The sequence below is a fragment of the Anaerocolumna aminovalerica genome, assembly GCF_900115365.1.
In the GTDB taxonomy this organism is placed as follows: Bacteria; Bacillota; Clostridia; order Lachnospirales; family Lachnospiraceae; genus Anaerocolumna; species Anaerocolumna aminovalerica.
This window is the reverse complement of the sequence record NZ_FOWD01000047.1, coordinates 1-20,601: the sequence shown is the minus strand read 5'-3', so window position 1 is coordinate 20,601 and position 20,601 is coordinate 1. Positions and strand designations below refer to the sequence as shown.

Genomic DNA, 20,601 nt, shown 5'->3' with positions numbered 1-20,601 from the left:
TTATGGGGATTACATCCGAATTTGTTAGAGAGCAAAAGAGATATAGTAAAAATGAAATACGGAAAGTCTTTAGACTGAATGATGATGAGGCAAATAAATTTATTAAAAACTTGAAGGCTTATGGTGTTCTTAAAACTGTTAAAAATAATTCAGAGCAAAAAGAACTTTCAGATTTAGTAGATGAAGATTTCGAAGTTTCTGATTCAGAGACTGGAAATGATGATTGTCTTTACGTATTCACATATGTAGGGGTAATAACAACAGGTTCAAAGATTATTAAAAGTTACCCAAAGTATATGTTACATAATGATAAACCTTTAGAGGAAATGAAACAGATATTGAAAGTGCTCGAACGTTATGGCTCTAAGCAAGAGATGGTTCATGTATTTAATGGAGATGGAGATAATCGTAGTTTTAATCTTTTGGCTGTTATCTTGTATCTTCTAAATGATTATCATGAATATGGTATCTATAACAATAGTGAAGATATAATAGAAATCAACGGAGATGGTGAAATCTTATGGGATAAAACCATCAATGAAAGCTTTGCACTTATCAGTAACAATAGGCCATATTATATGGAATTGTATACAGAAAAGACTGTAAATGATGAAATGGACTTTATAAAAAGGCTTCATGAATGCATTTTGACTGAATGTAATATTCAAATGAAAAACTCAGGACTGTTAGAATTGTTTGATATGGTTCCAGTTAATCTGTCAGAAGAGACTTTAGGGGATTTAGGGGGCAGGGACTACATACTTTACCGAATCCACGCTGAGTTGAATGTTCAATTTAATACTAGAAAGCAGATATTACTAAAGACATTGTATGCTTATGTTAATCACGAACGTACACTTGAAGACAACGATAGTATTAGTATGTATGGTACCAATAATTTTAATTTAGTATGGGAGAATGTGTGTGCAGAGGTGTTTGACAATAAATTGAATACAGAATTAGGCAGATTAGATCTTCCTGTAAAGCTAGGTTCTAGGTATGATCCTAAACAGAAATTAATTGAAGTAATTGAAAAACCAAAGTGGTGTGGTTGGGATGAAAGTGGTAAAGTATTCATCAAGACAGCAAAGGAAACTCTTATTCCTGATTTAATATCTATACAAGATAATAATGGAGAAAAGCAATTTATTATTTTTGATGCTAAATATTATAATATTCAGTTAGAAAAGGAAAAAGAACTTCGCAGTCAACCAGGAATTGGGGATATTACTAAACAATATTTATATCAATTAGCTTACAAGCAATTTATTACCATGCATAATATTGGAACAGTAAAAAACTGTTTTTTAATACCAACGGAAAAGAATCATATAATAAAAAAAGGTGTAGCTATGTTGGATATGCTAAGTGCTCTTGGATTGGAAGAAATCCAAATTAGGTTACTGCCAGCTACATATATGTACAAGCACTACTTGACTCGTACAATGGTAAGGATTGAAGAATTAGAATTGTAATCCTCTTTATATGTTGCCTTAGGCTATACAAATAAAGAGGATTGGTATCAGAGATAGAGATAATTAGTGCTGAAAAAATTATTGGGATATGTTTACACTTGATAAAGTACGGGGAGGACTTACTGATGCCAGTAGTGCGTTCTTTTAGAGATTTATTAGAAAATCAATGTTATGATGAAATTTATGAATCCATTAATGAATTTGTACAGGACAATCCAGGCAGTCTGGATTGTTCAACCCGTTGTGTTCAGTCTCCCGATGAAGCAACCCTTTCTGACTTGCATATTAGATTGGCGAGCATAGTAGATTCTCCAGAAGAAGATATATCGTTTTACGCAATTGTAGAAGCTGAATTGGAGATAGCAGAAACAATACAGAGAAATCGGGAAATTGATGAAGTTACCCAATGGTTCAAGGTTAGATGCACTGCTACCTTAGATAATGGACTTCATAACCTAAATACTGAGGAAGTATCCTTATATACAAAATACGATAAGGCTCAAAAGAAATGTCTGTCAGATGCCTTAGTTCCGATTATATATAAAGAAGAATTAGATGAGGTGGCAGAAGACTCTCTTTCTAGGTATTATTCAGAAACCTTAGAAAAGCCAATGCCTATTGACCCAGTAGAATTAGCAAAGCGCATGGGAGGACTTACTATAGTACAAGCGCACTTATCAAAGAGTTGCACCATATTTGGACAAACCTGTTTTTCAGATGGAGAGATTCAGTACTATGACTTAGAGGAAAGGAAATTTAAACCACTAGGAGTAAGAAACGGTACAATACTTATTGATCCAGATGTATTCTTTATGAGAAATATTGGTTCAGTTAATAATACAATTGTTCATGAATGCGTTCATTGGGATAAACATCGTAAGTTTTTTGAATTGGAGAAGTTATACAATCCTGAAGCTTCAGCTATCCGATGCCAGGTCATGGAAGGAACAAATAGGGATAAAGAAAAGAAAACTGAGTATGAATGGATGGAATGGCATGCATCATCTTTAGCACCAAGAATATTGATGCCTGCAAAGACTACACTACAAAAAACTAAAGAATTGATTGAAAAGAACAGGAAGTTACTACCAATTGCAAATAAAACAGATATATTGGAATCGGTAATATTTGAACTATCTGATTTCTTTGGAGTTTCAAAGTTGGCAGCAAAAATTAGACTTATTGACCTTGGGTTTCAAGAAGCAATAGGAGTTCTAACATATGTTGATGAACGATACATATCTAATTATGCTTTTGAAGAAGGGGCTTTGAAACGAGGACAGACATATACAATTGGGGCTCTAGATGCTTTAATAGAATCAAGACCGGGGACGAAGTTTAGGGAGTTATTGCAGTCTGGACAATTTCTGTACGTGGATGCACACTTCTGTATTAATGACCCTAAATATATCATTGAAGATGAATATGGTTTTGCACATCTTACAGACTATGCTTTAATGCATATTGATGAATGCTGCTTAGCCTTTTGCTACTGTATGAAAGTACTGGATGAATGGCTTGCCGAAGGTAAAACTTTTATACTATGTTTTATTGATATAAATAACTTAAAGTATGTAAATGACCGGTTCGGCCATACGGAGGGTGATAGGTACATTGTATGTGTTTCAAACATATTATGCGAATTTTCAGAAGAGGCGATAGTATGCCGCATAGGAGGAGATGAGTTTATGCTGCTGATACAAAATTGGAGTCTGGATGCAGTTCAGGGAAGATTAGAAGTATTACAAAACCAACTAGCTGGCTTTAACAGGCATCCGAGTACCTCTTATGATCATAGCATGAGCTATGGTGCCATTGCAGTAGGGTCAGATAATACCCTACTTGCAAATGATTTACTAAATGCGGCTGATGAAAAGATGTATGAATATAAACGAGCATACAAAAAAAGAAATAGAAATAAGTCATTGTGACTTTACTAGAAAGATGGTTTATAACCAGAGAATTATGATATATATGTTTTAAACTGAATCGGATTACGAGCGTTATGGGCTAACTCGTCAAAAGGCGGGGTCGCAAAGCTATAGGGTCTAAGGTGCTTTTAAGCATTATGACAGCCTGGCTGCAGAAATTGCGTGCGTTAAACCTGCCCTTTAATAAGGCAGGTTTTTTATTGTATGAACATAAAAATAAACCACCGGCTATGCCGGTGTGTCCCCAATTAGCTTTAGCTTCAAGTAAAAAACCTCCTATGATATAAAAATTGTGGGTTTGCCAACCACAAAATACATAGGAGGTATCCAAAAATGGACATGAATAGTTTAGCCCATACTAGTGGGAATGCAAGTATCATTTGGTATTCGCACCAAAATACCGTAGACAGATTATTTACGGAAAAATAAAAGCAGATATAGTAGAAATATGAAGTACGTTATGTAAAAGAAAAGGAATTGAAATAATAGAAGCAGAGTGCTGCAAAGATCATGTACACATGCAGGTGAGAATACCACCGAAATATAGTGTATCCGAAATCATGGGATATCTAAAAGGAAAAAGTTCACTGATGATATTTGAAAGACATGCAAATCTAAAATATAAATATGGGAACAGACATTTCTGGTGCCGAGGATATTACGTAGACACGGTAGGGAAGAATACCAAGAAGATATTGCAAATCAATTAAAAGAAGATTGGGAAGCCGGCCAAATGACATTGAACGAATATATAGACCCGTTTACGGGAGAGCCGGTACAAAAAAGCAAGAAGTAATCCCTAAGAGGGAAGCTGGCAAAGAAAGCTATATATGAAAGGCTCAAAGAGCTTGCATGGATCAGGAGGCATATCATTAAGCCCTTTAGGGCTGCCTGAGAAAGTAAAGCAACTGGCAACTCCTCAGGCGCCTCCCGGGCGCAAGCTAGAAAAAGCCCCTTATAGGGGCAGTGCAAGCCACCAGCTAAGCTGGTGGTCTTGACTGGGTGTAATAATATACAGGATCTAATAACGATATTATAAATACTCTAAGAGCTAAGTCTATTAATACTGGAAGACTGTATTCATTCATGTCAAACGATTATATTAATGAAAGCCAAGAAAGATATTGATTTTACACAAAAGTCTTTCTTCTTCCTATAATTTGGTTCACATGTCATATGTTTATGAAAATGAAAAATCCGATTATCGATATAATATCGACGTGATAAGAGTGATATCGATAATCAGTTAGGCCGAATATATGATGAAGTTGAGACTGATACATTTCAATAGAAGAAATCTATGCATAGTCCCGTTATGACTTTTGCGGAATACACTCAATCCACAAAGACAGCTTCAGCTTTAGCAGAGTACTTTCTCAGATGTTATGAGCGACCAGAAGATGTGGTAGAAAGTAGCCAGTCGTCAAGCAATTCCAACAAATGGAAATCATTAATAATAGCGAGGAAAAACTTACTTTTACTGAGGCAAGACAGAAAATGAGCATTTGCTCCTGTAGGAGACTTAAATAAAGCTACGGGAGATTTATATAATACGAAGTTTTTAAACTAGAGTTTGGCAATGTGATAAGGAGAGTAAGAGTGAAAAATAAAGTAGATTTTGAAGCGACTTTAACTAAGGGGTGTTAAAACCCCTGTTTTAACAGTATTAGAAAATCAATATTAGTTATCGTTGCATTTTACTAATAAAGAAGTATCGTAGTCTTGAGTTTCAAGATAGGCAAAAACATTGGAATCATTTAGTGTAACTTTTTGCTGATTAAAATGCGGATCCATCAGCTCCGTATAATCAGTTGGGTTAAAATATTGTTTTTCAGAAACCATGTGATAGATACAAACCATCATCATTCTGACTATTGCGATAATCGTTTTTTTATCATCACAAGACGACGTAAAAATACTCCTTAATTGAGATGAGGGTGTCTCTCAAGTTATTTTATGCACAAAGGAATATAAAATCAGACCATGAGTGGAAGCTCACGGTCTGATTTTTTACAGTTTTGAGTTTTGCGCAAGATTTATTCACCTGTGGAGTACTAAACAGTATAATATCATTTCATAATCAAATCAACGACACTTCTAAAAATTAAAATTTTATTTATCTTGTAGGGATAATTACGTTTCAAACGTTTATTAAGTGAAGGCATATAAATGGATAGGCCTTACAAAAATGAAAGGACGTGATTCCATTGAAAATGAAATGAATGGCAGAGTTTATACTGGTCGGCTTGATTTCTCTGTCACAGATTACTCTCACTTCTGTGTAAATGTTATAAAATAAAACTATAGGTATGGAGGACAAGGTAACAATATCTCCATAGCGGTCTAATGTTAATAACATCGATCTTTACCTGTACTTTGAAAACGGCGATGCTAAATGCTTTGGATTGATAAGGTCATTATCCGTATTACGAAGATAGCTGTAACATTTAGGCTGGAGAGAAAAACCTCATCAGGATGGACACATGTAAAATCATGGAGCAAGAATTCAAGTACCAGTTCCCTCTCGTTTTTTAAAAGCAGTATTTTCGTATATACTGCCTGAGTGGTACAGAGGATGTGACTAGGAATGGGGGAAAAGAGACGGACAGCACTTCGGTAAATGGAGAGTATTAAAAGTATCGAACTAACTAATTAAGAAAGAAGGTATGAATATGAAATTAAAAAGAACATTAATAGCATGTTTATTAATATTGGGTATGTTATTTAGTCTTAACAATATGGCATTTGCATCTTCTGAAATGGAGAATAATACCTTAAATGAATCAAGAACAATAGCTATTAATAGTCCATCCATGCTCGGTTATGATGGAATATGGGAAGTTGTGCAGACAACAGAATTATATAACTTGTCGGATGAGATTGTTGGTTTTTGTTTTGATATGATTAATATATTAAAAGATTCCGAGGGTCCGGAAACTACATATGTCATCGTTAATAGTGATGAACGTGGTTTCCCGATACTTCTCTTTGGAGCATATGGCACATCAGCATATTTAGGACAAGATTATGATAAGGCATACTACTTTGGAACCCTCGATTTCTATGTTGCTGTTGACGAGGATATTGTGAATGCACATACGGGCAAAGAACTAAGTAGTGCTGATATTGATATCTTTTCTTCGTCTCAGGTTCAGACCCGATCAGCAAATGAAGATTATTCTGCTCTTAGACAAAGATATCTGAATGGAATTACTCCATTTTCTCCTCCGAATGATACTGGTTCTGTTAGTAATGGTGCCAATCTACAGTGGAGAAAAGGATGTGCGCCTACGGCAGTTGCGATGTTAATTAAAACAAAAAATTCTTCTCTATCAGGAAATACATTAATTGATTCTCTTGCAAGCTATATGGGAACTAATAGCTCAGGAAGTACAGATTTTGATAAGATTACATCTGGGACAAATGATTATTTTAAAAATAATACAAATCTAACAAAACCTAAAACTTGTGGATGGAACTCAGTGGATTCAAAAGGAAGTCCTCGAACAGGTTCTTCGTACAATTCAACATCTACGTTTAAAACTTCAATAGATGCTGGCTACCCAGTTGGCGTATATTGTAGTAGTAGTGATGTAAAAACTAAGGGATATCCCAATGGTATAGGAGCACATATGATGTCTGGTATTGGATATTCGTTTGGTTCAAATGGAGACTTTGTTACTTGCTATACAACGAACACCGCTGATGGAGAAGTAAGTTTTCCTCTTACATCAACTGGTTTGAAAAATCATGCTTGGTTCTTGCTGAAATGGTAAAGGAGATTAATTATGAGAAGGTACACATTCTTTTGTTTAATTACATTTGTAATTCTAATGATAGCAATAACTGCGTGTAGAAAACAGGAGGAAAGTGCCGTGAACTCTTTTGATTTCGATGAAATAATTATTGAATATCATATTAGGCAAGGAGAAAAAGAAGAAATTAAAATCACAAATAGCACTATTTTAGATGAAATTTATAAAGCATACGTTTCAATAGATATATCCCAAAATGCAACATCAGAGCCTATGGGCTTTCCTAGATTTTTGGTAATATTTCAAAAGGACGATTCTTATGTGGCAGATTGGAGCATAGACAGTAGCCAGATTACAAGCGGTAGCCAATTAGGTCTTGGAAATTATAAAATCACAGATGAAGAATTTCTTTACGATTATATTTCTGATGTGTTTTCATCTGCTATAAATAAGTAGATGTACCATTAGCAAATAATGCTGAAAGTGATGGCTCCGGAATGACTGATTATAGTAATGCTATACCTTGCGATTACTTCAAAATCCATCCGAAAGTTTTTTCAACGAAGAGATCATTGGAAATCCGGCACTTATAGCGTCAACTATCAAGGATCTATATAAGTTAAGCGATGAACAACTTATACATATTTCAGCTCTTGTTAAAGATTTGATTAATAAATAATAAAAGCGTCGGGGTAAGTTCAATCCTGGTGCTTTTATTTATTACCAGATTTCTAAAGAGATTATTCATTAAGGATTGTATCAAAAAAAATCACTACAAGTTATGTGAAATAATTGTAAGGATTTTGCTTTCTTATTCGTTATTAAAGTAGAACTACAGCTTAGTAGAATTGGTGCTATTGTAAAATTCAGCACTTAAATCCCTGTCCAAACATAAAATTTTGAAAGGAGTGATTCCATGGAACAAATAATTATTTTTTGATGCTATTCATGATATAATAAAAAAAGTGAGTGTGAGTTCTTTCAATACATTGAGGGTAAATTTATTGCTATTGGACTATTGCTTCGCTAAATATCATCAGAAGTTACATCTTGAAGTGCAACATATGATTCCCAATTATGAATTAAAAGGAGTACCCTATGAAAAAAAAGAAAACCGTAAATTGTAGAAACATAACAGCTCTTATGTTTTTTTTTCTGTTACTAATGTGTACAGCTTGTGCAGAAAAACAAAATGAGCCTAAAACGACGGTCGACGACATTCCCTCAGAACAAGGTACACAAAACGCATCATCAACACCGGACACTATTCAACTAAATTTCTCCGCTCAGGATTTTTCTAATATACCCCTTAGTATATTGGACGATAGTCAGATAGGAAATATTGTTAACTCAAAAAAAATTGATGATATGGTCACATACGTTGAATATCTCCCCAAAGAGTTCAATGAAGAAAATCCCGAAGGTTATACCTATTCATATATTGAAGTTTCCGGGATAAAATATGCTTTGTCACGTTCTCTTGGCGTGACGTGGTATGATTTAACAAAAACAACGTTGGCTGAAACTGATACGGTATATATAACAAATGAGTTACATGGCGCGAGTTACGTCGTCACAATCTTTTTTGTGATAAAGGAGAAGACACCGCATATTATTTCGGAGATCGATGGATTTGCTCAAATTAGCGATATAGATGAAAATGGCACAAAGGAAGTGGTCTCCACTGTAGGCACAGTACCCGACACTTCAATTTATTTTTTCGATTTTGATAAACAAACAGTTAGTACCGCTAATATTAATGAACAATCAGGTGCCGAATATTCTATGTACGATGCCACAACGAACACTTTTAGCTTAGCCTTTGAACCCAATCAAAATCCGATAGCTTATGTTTATGAGACAAATGAGCAGTTACGAGAGAAAAAGAAGAAGGATGAAGAAAATTCTAAATCAGAAGATATGAATCTGAATAATATAGAAAACAGTGACGAACCTCTTTGGGCGCAGCCAATTGAAGAACACGGGCAGCTTTTTACGGGTTTGAATTTAGATGGAATTGGAGATCATGATGATGAGGCGTATGTGAGCCTTTATGACTGGGATCATAATGGATATGGTAGATACGATGCTTCGGAACTTGTGGTACGGATTCGGTTTGGCACTGGTGATACAACGGCGCATATCGTGCATGCAGTTGGCAGCTATCAATTTTATACAGCGAAGTTGTTTTCTAAAAAAAAGGACGCGATTGTGCTTGAAGTAAATACCCAATATGCCAACTCCGGTCTTGTTTCTGTTTGTGCCCTAGATGTATATGGCACGGGTGAGGTAGACCCATTTCCATCGGTAGTAGAGCGTCTTAATACGACTGGAGAGGCGCCCATCTTATCTGCCGATGGCGAGAAATTATATGCAGGGGGTCTCATACAAGGAACCACCATTACGGATATTGAAAATAAACCGCTGCAAGGCATTGTCCTTCATTCGTCTGGCGTGGGATATAGCGGCCCCATAGGTGACCGCGAGAGTCAAACCATCTATTGGAATGGAGACGGGTGGATCGTTTTGGAACGATCAGAAACAAAACATAATTAAAAAAATCATTGCTCCCCCTCTGTGGAAGGGAATCAATGATTTTTTTAATTATGATACCCAGTAACATATTACAGTTGCGCCTGTAGTGCCTGTAGAAAACGTAATAGGTGTTACAGTCGAACTAATTTTCCCATCATCGAAATAGTTAAGCATTTTTTAAATGGTAAAACAATAACAAATTTTATGTATTTCTTGTAGGGAAAATCTTCTATCAAACGTTTATTAAGTGAAGGCAGTTAAATTGTTAGTCTTACTAATATTAGAAGGATGTGATTCCAATGAATGTTATGAAATTGGTGGCATATTTATTGGTTACAATGCTTTTTACTTCATAAAGCGTTTCTATCCATTTATGTCACCTTCTTTACTTCAGGGGTAATATGGATAAGGTATCAACAACTCCACAATGAGATAAGTACTCTTATCGTATGCAGGCGACAGTGGTAGCAAACAGAAATACAAACCGTTACCAGCAGCGAAGCAAATTAATAACAACCAAAAATGAAGAGGAGGAAAAAACTATGTTAAAAAGATTATTATCATTTGTATTAGCAACTGTTATGCTTATGTCAACAGGAATTACCGCATTTGCCACCGAGGTTACCGGACAACACTCTGATGGGTTTTATGTTACAAGTGAAGACGTGCCACAAAAAGCGATTGAGCATGTGCAAAACTCTATTGGGGGTATGATTAATGATTTAGCTGACCTTAACTCCGTGAAAGTTGGTGTACCTTTCAAATTATCGGGAGCCTACTATGATTTATATTATTTCGTCATCTATTCAAATGATAGAATAATAGGAACATATCGTGTGTATGAAGCTGATGCTGGGTACACAGGAATATTTAGTGAAAACTCTGAAATCATAGAGGGACTTCAAAAAATAGCTGGACTAACATCTCCTGATAAGCCTGCAAAAATCATAGCAGGTGAGCATGATGATATTTATGCTATCATTGATTCCAACGTGTACACCGTTCTTGAAGATGCCGCTGGTAATTCAACCAGTGAAAAAAACTTGTTATTACAGCCACACACATATGATGTGGAATCTCTTGTAGATATTTCAAAAGGGATCAGTATTAATCTTCCACAAGCGTCCGTTATGACAAATCCAAGCTATAAATTTCTTCAAATAGGCTGGGATGAAACACAGGGAAATTTGCCTTGGTGCATGGCATATGTTACTGCATCGATTATGCGATATAAAACAGGTAAATCATTATCTACTATAAGTGCAAGAAAAGTAATGGAATGGGCATACCCAAACCTTACCAAAGCGGAATTAGAGGCTACAGCACTTAGTACCTCTAAAGCTGATGAATATGCGAACACTTACGACATAGACCCAACATATACGGCTTCACGCAGAACATATGCACAAGTTGCAAGTGATATAATAGCAGACAGTCCTTTAGCCTTTATTTGTGACAATGTGAACACCGGGGCAAAAAAATCACACGCTTTTGTTTGCAGAGGATATAATGATAATAGCGGAAATTCGTTTTACTCTATCTGGAATCCGTGGTATTCTGAATTTGAGCGTATATACACAAGTGATAATACCTATGTTAATTCAGCAGGTACAGCAAAGTATTTATGGTCTGCAACAATGTATGGTTGGAATTGATTATTGAGTAGGAACGAGGTAATATGAAAAAGATAGCATTATTTCTTATAGGCATAAGTATTGTACTAACAATTTCAGGGTGTTCTTCAAAAAATGATGACAACAGTAATAATGAGTTATCTGATTATAAACCTATGATCTATGTTCAAGATAACTTATATGGTGAAACCTCCGATGTTGTCGATGCCTTACCCGATGAAACAGTTTATATTGGAACAATCAATAAATTGGTGTCACAAAGCGAACCTATGGTTCATGAGAATTTTACGTCAAATACTTTGCCAGAGGGTAGCGAACTTTACTACAATGAATCCGATCCAGATGTAGTTTATGTTAAACTTCCGGATACTAATCAAGTACGATATTCAAAATATACGATTATCAAATGAATATATTAAACATGATAAGTTTTAAGGGAGGTGTCAAATACACCTTCCTTCAGACATTCGTCAGGTGATGGATATAGTGGCCCTATAGATGACCGAGAAAGTCAAACCATCTATTGGAATGGAGACGGATGGATCGTTTTGGAACGATCAGAATCAATACATAATAAAAAAAGCCTTGCTCCCCCTCAGATATGAAGGGAAGCAAGGCTTTTCTAATTATGATACATAGTAACAGATTACGGTTGCGTTTGTAGTGCTTGTAGAAAATGTAATGGGTGTTACAGTCGAACTAATTTTTCCAGCATTATACTAATCTTTATATGCACTGCATGCAGCATGATTAGCTTGCAGTGGTTAAATAGAAGCGCTAGGATAGCTACTTGCAGATTCATAATACGCAGACGACCCGGTGCGCTTCTTGATTACGATAGCAATTCCACCCTGGGCGCTTGTATTTAGATTATCTTCTGCATAGATGATACGTGCAAGTAAGTCAATATCCAGTCAATACTGCATCAAAAACAAATTCCTACAAATTATGGTAAATGTTTGTAGGGGTTTTTCTTTTACATATGTTAATTATATATCAGGATATAGTTTCGGATTTTATAGATTGAGACGGTGTTTAGTGAGGCGTGTTTATAGAAAGGTAGTTTTAATTGAAAATTTGTTATATCAAAAGATAATTCGCACAGTTTCAATAAGCAAAAAAATGAAGCAGGTATTATGGTCGAATTACCGTAATACCTGCGTTAATTTTTGAAAGATGACGATCATGATGAAAAATTAGATTTTTCTTACTTAAATGTTTACAAAAGTAAGCATCCCATCTCTCTACCATTTGAAAGGTGGTGGGATGCATTATGACTATAGATATTATTGTAAAATCACAAGGTGGCGACGGCGATGCCACATTAATGCTTATTAAAAGTTCAAACCATTGCTGAAGAAGTATGCCTATAAGCTTTCCTATGAGGATGCTTATAATGATCTTCTTAACGACTTTATTTAGCTGCTACATAACATGCAAATCGAAAATATCCATAACAAAAGTGAAGGAAGCATGGTTTCCTACATATGCACTTCAGTTCACAGTAGTTATATAAAAAAATTGATAGAAGTCAAGCGACTTCGAAACATTCTACTTTATTCAGAGTTAAAAGATAATGAGCCATATTATATTGAATCCATATCCGCTACTAATGATGTATACCAAGAATATAAATTAACGTTTATCAAAAAAATATTAACAAAACAAGAACTGACTGTTATTTTACCGGTTATACAGTAACATAAATCGCAAATTTCTATGGTATTTCAAGACAAGCAGTTAATCAGATGAAAAATAGAGCACTAAAAAATTGCGTAATATTTTAGGAGTGTTGGTTGCGATTTATAATAAGAAAGTATCGAGTGAAATAGGGTTTAAAGGTATTAGTAAAAAGGTAATGATGTTTGCTTTGGTAGCCCTGGGTAATATAATTGATCAGTGTATTATAGGTTCTGGAAGCTCTATTAGAATAATGATAGTAATGTTTTATCTATCCAACGAGGGTATTAGCATAATTGAGAATGCAGGCAATATGGGTTTGCCGTTGCCTCAAAAGCTTAAAGATATCATACAGCAGATAAACAATCGTGATGACAGTAAGTAGAGATATAGAAGGTAGTAATATCATAATAAAACCCCAAGACAAAGCTTCCGGCATGAAGAGTTTATCTTGGGGTGAGAAAATTAAAAATATCTACAATGAAATATTCTACTCATCGATCAATCTTCAAAAAATTGAGAATAGTAGAATTGCTCCAGTTTGCATATACAGAACTTACGTTAATAGGTTTTTTCAACATAGTAAGTAATAACCTCACTGCCTGAACTCGACGTAACTGTTGCAGTAACATAAAGACGATAAGTCTTTCCCGATGTTGCTGACGTTGATCCGGAAAATCTAAGAGTCTTATCTGTTGTGCTAACGGAAGGCCAAGTATGTTTCGTCGTAAAAGAGCCATCTGAACCCTTTTCTTTTAAAGAGAATGTAGCATCAATTTTTGTTACATTACTCTTGCCCTGAATGTTTCCACTGGCATTTGCCTTCCCGCCAGAGAAATCAAGACTGAGCGCAATTGCATCTGTAGTTGCCCATTGAACACCCACTTGATTAGATGTCATTGGAGAAGGAGCAGCAAACGCTGTAGGTGTATTCATGCCAAATAAAATACCGATTACCATTACAACACAAATGATTTGTTTCTTCATTAGTTTCACAACCTTTCTATTTTTTTCTGGAAAAATATCTCCTATATTAAAACGTATCAAAAACCAAAATCCCTACAACATTTTAAAAAGTTTTAGTAAAGAGATTTTTATATAGTAATTGAAATCTATTTTTCTGTTGTAATAGAGACAGCCATTTTTTGTAGTTCTTTTATGGGATATTCTGAAAGAATCGTAAATCTATACCCATTCATGTCCCAGACGATAGAGCTTCTTGTACCTTCTTCTTTAGATTCGAATATGTGATAAACAAAATTGTTGTTTGTTACAGTACTATAAATTACATTTTCGTTATTAACAGCAATAGCACCTGCGCTCTCCAAATATACTAGGGTGATATCATTCCCTTCTGTATTAAAAAAGTTGATTTCATTAATGCTGCCGCTCTGCAAAACTTCGTGTCGAGAAAATCCTTCCGGCAGATATGTGGGCCAAAATTCAAGATTATCAATTTCAGTTTGTTCAGTGGTTCCAGAAGTAAATGATGTAAATTTTTCGTACCACTGTATGATTACTTCACTTACTGCTGCCCGTACTTGTGGGGAAAGCAGCAATGCGCCCAACAAAAGCGCCATAGCTATAACGATGACCGCCGCCGTAGACCGGCCCCATATACCAATTTTTCTGAAAATATCTCTTCTCTTTTCTTGCCTAAATAATTTTTTAATTTTTGCAATGTGGGATACAGAAAAACTATACATCTTTTCAAGCTCTTGTCTGGGAGGGATTTCTTTAAGTTCATCTTCAAAATTTTTGATTACTGCCTGTGCAAATACGGCATCAAATAATGTGGAATCAAATTCATGACTATTCATTTTCCTATACCTTCCTGTTCCATTAATTTGCGTACTTTTTGTTTGGCTCTCATTATTCGAGTATCAACGTGCTTGGGAGTCATCCCCAACGCCTCGCCAATTTCTTTATAGGATAATCCCTGAATGTATTTCATCTGTAATACTAACCTGCTGATTTCATCAATCTCGGATATGTACTTGGATATACGTTCGAATTCATCTTTTTTTATAATCTGTATATCAAGGGGCAGATCATCAGAAGCCAATTCATACTCGATGTCGCCTACATAAGTATATGAACTAAATTTGTTTTTTCGCATGAGGTCAATACATTTATTTTTCACTATAATAACGATCTTCTTCCGAAAATCCATACAGGTTAGAGCAAACATTTCTTCTTTGTGTTTTATTACAGCCAGAAAAGCATCGTGGACAGCATCTTCAGACATTGCCATATTATTAGTTATTTTTAGAGCAACATGAAGACAATCGTAACGAAATTCTTCGTACAATTCGGTCATCTTTTTCTTATCCTGTTCGTTTTCTAGCATTGCCAAATATATCATTAACATAGTCTTATCCCTCATGTGTCTTTCATAAAAACTGTTACTTACCTAATAAAACGCAAACTACGGCATAGCTTGACATTAAAACTCACTAATGATTATAGATACTTGTGCCAATTGTTACAAGTTTGTCGAAATAACACCGTGGCAGCTTTATAAAAAAATTAAAGTGTCTATCTTCATAAATTACTAAAAAATATGGATAAGCTGTAGGGATTTTCCTTGCCCATACGTTATTAATGTAAAGGACAAAAGGAAAGGAAATGATACTAAAGTTTATATAAAGCGATTGTTTTCACTTAAAACCCTCATTAAAGAAAAGGAAATATCCAAAAGTACTGGAGCAATCAGCATTTCAAACTCATAAAATTATTCCATGTATAAAGACAAACAGAACTCCTATAGTTTTGTTTGTCTTTTACTAATCTAAAATCCTATTGTCTAGCCTCTATAAACATGTCAATATCTTCAACGATGTACTTTGCTCCTGTGGAGTGCAATACATCAAAGAATGAACCTAGGTAATCGAAAACACCAAATTCCTTAAACATTTTTACTGTCTCGGCACCGGTCATGTTATGCTTATTTTTGTACTGCTCAATACAGAACACTTTAAATTGCATTGTCTTACTCATATGGTTCACCTCAATATTCGGGAAGCCCAGTTTTCCCGTTTCTGTTTCCGTTTTATATAAGTCAAAGATGTTATCCGCGCTATAGTGCCACATCTTTGTTTTTTCATCTTCCAGATATGAATATAATTGAGTCGAGTATAGCTTTTCAATCGCTACGTTTTCATCCAGATGATATTCTGTAGCAATCTTGTCTGTCACAGCCGCCACAATTAATGGGAGTATAACAGAGAATTTTCCAATATCCATTACTTTTCACCTTCCAATACGATGAACTCTTTATAACTGCATAAGCTAAGTGCTTTTTCAGTATGAAACAGCACCTGATCATAGAGTTTTTCCACCTTCAGCCGCTTTATTGTTTCATCTTTATCTAACACGCCCAGTTCATACAGTTGAACTGTAGCATATACATTATCGTCCGCCACTGGCCCAAACACAAGGTCATATTCCTCTGTAATGCTTTTTCCACTTCGGCAGGAACAAATAAAGTTCAACCACTCTTCATTAGCCCGCTCGAACCGTATCACTTTAAGTTCTTTTTCGGCCCGTTCATAATCAAATTCATAAACGGAAATGTACTGCATTTCGGCCTTTCTGCGCACCGCAACTCTTAATGCCCAATGGGATGCCTGCTCTTTGTTTGTTGTTGTGTAGAATCCCGTACCGAAGTCAAGTAACCGTTCGCTCTGGAGTATCCGCGGTTTGTCTACAACAATGGAGCTTCCGCGATATACAATCATTTTTCACCCTCCAAAATTCTTTTGGCAACACTGAGCTCTCGGTCCAATTGCCGCAGAATGTCTTCCACGTGCTTTCGTTTTTCCAAGCTCTGTTTGAGTTCATTAATTCTTTTCTCGTCCTTACCGACATAATCTGTAATAATCTTTTCGCCATCCCGAAAAGACAAATAATAATATTCATGGTTTCCTCGTCTGCGTGTTCGCAGAGTGCCTTTTGGAAGCAGTGAGAGCTGTTGTGCATAGCTCTCTTTCAATACTCTGATCCGCTTTGCTTCGTCAGAAATTAAATTTATGATATAGCCCATAACATCACCCTTAATAATATATGATATATATATTATACCCAACAAAATCAAATTAATCAAGGATAGTGTTGGGCACAATCTTAAAAGCCTTGATGTAATTGCTACAACGAAATATAATATTTTATATCTGAAAACCGGCGAAGGTTTTTGTCCCATACTTACATCAGCAGGTTCGAAAGTTATGATCCTTAAGTTATGGGCAGCGCTACATGATAACTGAATTATTCCAGTTGTCAAAGACAGGAACAAACCGCCAAAGCACCCATTTGTTGCGGACAAGATTGAAGTACCACACCCAGATGCAATGCAAATTTTCCGTTGGACAGGCTAAGAATAATATATAAATGGGAAGCAGTGAGTTTATATGACTGCTTCCCATTTATATATTATCTTCTCTGTTTTTCATCGTTTATAAGCTATATCACTTAAATTGGCTATAATTATTAATTCTTAAGAAGGGAGCCTAGGTAGCTCAACCCCCTCACTCAACGTGGAAGCTGTTAGAGAAAAGTGAACAGATGTTGACCATCTTAAGTTCCCTGGCACAAGGAGAATCTGAAAATATTTCCACGAACAACAAGTGGGCTGCAGTAAAACGCTTCCAAGATGGAACCTTTATCCTTGGCACTCCTGCATATGGATATACAAAGGATGAGAATGGAGAGTTGATCATACAAGAGGAAGAAGCAAAGATAGTCCGTCGTATATTTCGCGAATACCTAAACGGAAAAGGAGTTTATGGACATGCTCCTTCATGGAATGTCTCTGAAAGGTCCTAGTGAGAATATTTGTCCAGTTATTTATTTGAAGGATTATTATGCACTTTATCAAGAAGGTATGTCAATAGAGGATACCCTGCGTTTAATAGGAAAGAGTTATCTTTCTGCACAAAATAGCATTAGATTTCAGCAGGACATAGATTTATCATTTGATCATATGAAAGATAATTTATTTCTCTGTGTAGTTAATGCAGAAAAAAATCAAGAAATGTTAGATTCAATACCATCAGAGGATAGAGGATTTAGCAGTAATATACTGAAGTATGGTTTATAAGAGCAACGATTAAGTTGGATCGGTATTGATAAATAACGGATTGTTGGAAGAGTGGGGAATTGATAAGGAAACCCTTCATGAACGGGTATTGAAAAATATGAATCATTTATTTACTCCAGAATTTTATTCGTTAGAGAGTAAGATACTAAATTTAATGGGAGTACCTTATCCTAAAATAGAAAAGGTACAAGATGAAAATGGAATGTTTGTCCTGACCAATAGTCAAGAATACTATGGAGCTTCCTATCTGTGCTGTCCAGATGTTTTAAAATTGGTCAGTGAAGAAATGGATGGGTATTTTTTAATTCTTCCATCCTCGGTGAATGAAATTATAATATTGAATGAGACATATATAAGAAATGAAATTTTTTGCTGATAAGGATTATGGGATTCCCTCAAGGGGGTACCAGCATCTATGGGCATCTTTTTTGTATCCTCAAGGCATGTGTAGACGGTAGTACTTTTATCCAACGAAAAAAAGAAAGCTTATCATGTGGAAATTGAAATGATGTTATAAAGAAATAGAGGTTTCTTTTATAGCAATCTCTTTTTATTGGATATTAAATGTGATATAATGTAAATAAATGTTGTGTAGGGAGAGTATTATGACGAATGTATATTTTGTAAGGCATGCAGAACCAGATTTCAATATTCATGATGATATTAAAAGACCATTAACTGAAAAAGGTAAAACTGATGCTAAATTAGTTTCAATGTATTTAAGAGATAAGGAAATACACGAAGTATTTTCAAGCCCTTTTTTAAGAGCAATTGATACAGTAAAAGATTTTGCTGATGAAGTTGGACTCAGTATAAAAATTATTCAAGACTTTAGGGAGCGAAGAGTAGATAGTGTTTGGATAGAGGATTTTCTTTCATTTACAAAGAAACAATGGGAAGATTTTGATTACAAATTATCGGATGGAGAAAGTTTAAGGGAAGTTCAAAATCGAAATATAAATGCATTAAGCGAAGTTTTATGTTTGTATGAAGAAAGAAATATAGTAATAGGAACACACGGGACCGCTTTAAGTACCATAATTAATTACTATCAGAATACTTATGGATATAATGATTTTGAAAAAATGAGAATGTTAATGCCTTGGATTGTAAAAATGCAGTTTAAGAACAATGAATGCCTAAATATTGCTAAAATAGACATATTGAATAGAGGTATATTATGATAAGAAAAGCTGTTGGTGCAATTGTGTATGATAATGAAGATAGATATTTATTGGTTCATAAAGCCAAGGTAATGGACGGAAAAGATAGTAAAATACAAATGGATTCTTGGGATTTTGTAAAAGGCGGAATACAAACTGGAGAAAATGCTTTAGAAGCCGTAAAAAGAGAAATATGGGAAGAAACGGGTTGTACAAACTACGTAATAGAAAAAAATATTTTGGAAAAACTTTTCTTTGAATTTGAAAATGAAATTGCCTTTAGAATAGGCTTTTCATCCCAAGAAACTGAAATGTTTTTAATTCGATATTTAGGAGATAAAAAAGAATTAACTTACGATGATAATGAGATTGATAGTATAATATTCTGCAAAAAGAATGAAGTATATGATAAACTTACTAATATCGAAACAAAGGATTATTGGAATAAATACTTTCAGGGCTCACTAAAATAATTACATAAAGGTAAATACAATACATACTACACGTCCATTTTCTGGGCGTGTTTTTTCTTGTTTTACATATAATAAAGAAAGGTTGGTGATATTATATGAAAAGTACTTATGAACAAATTAAAGATTTTGAACTTAAAAGTAGTCACTGGCTCGCTTTAATTTCGACTGAGATTTTTGCATTTTTAGGGTTGTTTGTGATTATGCAAAGTACAATTCGCGCTATTTATCCAATTACAGCGGTATTTAATATATCAGGATATTATGAAACAACACAACTGAATTTGTTTTAAGTTTGATGAGTTTAATCTTATGTGGAACAGATCAATATTATTCTTCATGAGATTTAATAGGTCCTGAAATTTTGAGGAATGAGAGTCCTGACAATGAGAATCTGAATTATAGAAGTGAAATCTGGATTCCAGTAAGGAAAAAAGAATATTAAGTATATCTATGGGGGAGTATCCAAAGTTTGTGTAAAACTTCAAACTGATGTAAAATAAAATTACTCAGTTGGGAGGTTTATTTTATGGCGAAAAGAAGAAGGAACGAGTCTCCCGAAAGACAGGCTCTACGTGAAATGGTTAATGGATACCTGAAAGAAAATCCTGTTAAAAATGGAACAGATGTCAATGCTCTCATGAGAGAAATGATGTCTGTTATCCTGGAGGGAAGTCTGGACGGAGAAATGGATGAGGAATTAGGTTACTCAAAGTATGATTTTCGAAACAAAGAAACAGATAATAGCAGAAATGGTTATAACACAAAAACATTACATACCAGCTATGGAGACATGGAACTGGATGTTCCCCGTGACCGTAACGGAGAGTTTGAACCTAGAATTGTAAAGAAATATCAGA

20 protein-coding genes, 2 pseudogenes and 1 riboswitch are annotated in these 20,601 nt (G+C 34.9%); of the genes and pseudogenes, 16 read left to right on the top strand and 6 right to left on the bottom strand.

Annotated elements, in window-relative coordinates; genetic code table 11:
* Positions 1–2: 2 nt before the first annotated feature.
* The 9 genes and pseudogenes from BM183_RS18095 (at position 3) to BM183_RS18045 (ending at position 13,395) form a co-directional block, all read left to right on the top strand.
* Entirely contained in the window at positions 3–1,475 is a 1,473-nt protein-coding gene (locus BM183_RS18095; RefSeq protein WP_091688622.1) for an LlaJI family restriction endonuclease, read from the top strand.
* A 125-nt stretch (positions 1,476–1,600) separates the two neighbouring features.
* Positions 1,601–3,406, top strand: a complete 1,806-nt coding sequence (locus tag BM183_RS18090) for a GGDEF domain-containing protein (RefSeq protein WP_091688620.1) — start codon at positions 1,601–1,603, stop codon at positions 3,404–3,406.
* Between the two features lie 67 nt (positions 3,407–3,473).
* A riboswitch (cyclic di-GMP riboswitch) is annotated at positions 3,474–3,563 on the top strand.
* A gap of 176 nt (positions 3,564–3,739) precedes the next feature.
* Positions 3,740–4,202: pseudogene (tnpA, locus tag BM183_RS18085) on the top strand (IS200/IS605 family transposase).
* 1,876 nt (positions 4,203–6,078) lie between these two features.
* On the top strand, positions 6,079–7,182 hold the full coding sequence (locus tag BM183_RS18075) for a C39 family peptidase (protein ID WP_170848075.1): 1,104 nt from the start codon (positions 6,079–6,081) through the stop codon (positions 7,180–7,182).
* A gap of 12 nt (positions 7,183–7,194) precedes the next feature.
* Complete coding sequence (locus BM183_RS18070) at positions 7,195–7,617, top strand: hypothetical protein (RefSeq protein ID WP_091688616.1); 423 nt, start codon at positions 7,195–7,197, stop codon at positions 7,615–7,617.
* A gap of 642 nt (positions 7,618–8,259) precedes the next feature.
* Positions 8,260–9,717, top strand: coding sequence for a hypothetical protein (locus BM183_RS18065; protein ID WP_091688614.1), 1,458 nt, complete (start codon positions 8,260–8,262; stop codon positions 9,715–9,717).
* 440 nt (positions 9,718–10,157) lie between these two features.
* Positions 10,158–11,351 carry a C47 family peptidase gene (locus BM183_RS18060; RefSeq protein ID WP_170848074.1) on the top strand — a complete coding sequence of 398 codons (1,194 nt, stop codon included), beginning with the start codon at positions 10,158–10,160 and terminating at the stop codon, positions 11,349–11,351.
* Positions 11,352–11,374: 23 nt separating this feature from the next.
* On the top strand, positions 11,375–11,740 hold the full coding sequence (locus BM183_RS18055) for a hypothetical protein (protein WP_091688611.1): 366 nt from the start codon (positions 11,375–11,377) through the stop codon (positions 11,738–11,740).
* 1,361 nt (positions 11,741–13,101) lie between these two features.
* Positions 13,102–13,395 carry a phage holin family protein gene (locus tag BM183_RS18045; protein ID WP_091688609.1) on the top strand — a complete coding sequence of 98 codons (294 nt, stop codon included), beginning with the start codon at positions 13,102–13,104 and terminating at the stop codon, positions 13,393–13,395.
* Between the two features lie 176 nt (positions 13,396–13,571).
* Here the strand turns inward: BM183_RS18045 and BM183_RS18040 are convergent, their stop codons facing one another.
* From BM183_RS18040 to BM183_RS20820, 6 genes are all read right to left on the bottom strand, one after another.
* Positions 13,572–14,006 (bottom strand): hypothetical protein, encoded by a 435-nt coding sequence (locus tag BM183_RS18040; RefSeq protein ID WP_139221554.1) that lies wholly within the window; start codon positions 14,004–14,006, stop codon positions 13,572–13,574.
* A gap of 116 nt (positions 14,007–14,122) precedes the next feature.
* Positions 14,123–14,830, bottom strand: a complete 708-nt coding sequence (locus BM183_RS18035) for a DUF4367 domain-containing protein (protein WP_091688605.1) — start codon at positions 14,828–14,830, stop codon at positions 14,123–14,125.
* The gene (locus BM183_RS18030) at positions 14,827–15,381 is read right to left on the bottom strand and encodes an RNA polymerase sigma factor (RefSeq protein WP_170848073.1); all 555 of its coding nucleotides are present in this window, start codon (positions 15,379–15,381) and stop codon (positions 14,827–14,829) included. The genes BM183_RS18035 and BM183_RS18030 overlap by 4 nt, the downstream gene beginning before the upstream one ends.
* Before the next feature lie 428 nt (positions 15,382–15,809).
* Complete coding sequence (locus BM183_RS20900; RefSeq protein ID WP_207650160.1) at positions 15,810–16,256, bottom strand: DUF3791 domain-containing protein; 447 nt, start codon at positions 16,254–16,256, stop codon at positions 15,810–15,812.
* The gene (locus BM183_RS18020) at positions 16,256–16,750 is read right to left on the bottom strand and encodes a DUF3990 domain-containing protein (protein ID WP_091688600.1); all 495 of its coding nucleotides are present in this window, start codon (positions 16,748–16,750) and stop codon (positions 16,256–16,258) included. Before BM183_RS18020 ends, BM183_RS20900 begins: the two co-directional genes overlap by 1 nt.
* Positions 16,747–17,055, bottom strand: a complete 309-nt coding sequence (locus BM183_RS20820) for a DUF6788 family protein (protein WP_170848072.1) — start codon at positions 17,053–17,055, stop codon at positions 16,747–16,749. Before BM183_RS20820 ends, BM183_RS18020 begins: the two co-directional genes overlap by 4 nt.
* A 497-nt stretch (positions 17,056–17,552) precedes the next feature.
* On the opposite strand from BM183_RS20820, the pseudogene BM183_RS18010 reads away from it, so the two are divergent.
* The 7 genes and pseudogenes from BM183_RS18010 to BM183_RS17975 form a co-directional block, all read left to right on the top strand.
* A pseudogene (locus BM183_RS18010) lies at positions 17,553–17,804 on the top strand (recombinase family protein); the annotation flags it as partial.
* A complete protein-coding gene (locus BM183_RS21320) occupies positions 17,794–18,108 on the top strand; it encodes a DUF5688 family protein (protein WP_479688679.1) in 315 nt (104 codons plus the stop codon). The pseudogene BM183_RS18010 and the gene BM183_RS21320, both read left to right, overlap by 11 nt.
* A gap of 25 nt (positions 18,109–18,133) precedes the next feature.
* Entirely contained in the window at positions 18,134–18,484 is a 351-nt protein-coding gene (locus tag BM183_RS21315) for a DUF5688 family protein (protein WP_091688594.1), read from the top strand.
* Positions 18,485–18,713: 229 nt separating this feature from the next.
* Positions 18,714–19,292, top strand: coding sequence for a histidine phosphatase family protein (locus BM183_RS17995; protein ID WP_091688592.1), 579 nt, complete (start codon positions 18,714–18,716; stop codon positions 19,290–19,292).
* Positions 19,289–19,744, top strand: a complete 456-nt coding sequence (locus BM183_RS17990) for an NUDIX hydrolase (RefSeq protein ID WP_091688590.1) — start codon at positions 19,289–19,291, stop codon at positions 19,742–19,744. The genes BM183_RS17995 and BM183_RS17990 overlap by 4 nt, the downstream gene beginning before the upstream one ends.
* A 95-nt stretch (positions 19,745–19,839) precedes the next feature.
* Positions 19,840–20,034 carry a hypothetical protein gene (locus tag BM183_RS17985; protein WP_091688588.1) on the top strand — a complete coding sequence of 65 codons (195 nt, stop codon included), beginning with the start codon at positions 19,840–19,842 and terminating at the stop codon, positions 20,032–20,034.
* 236 nt (positions 20,035–20,270) lie between these two features.
* On the top strand, positions 20,271–20,601 hold a 331-nt coding region (locus tag BM183_RS17975), incomplete at its 3' end, for a transposase (RefSeq protein WP_170848070.1).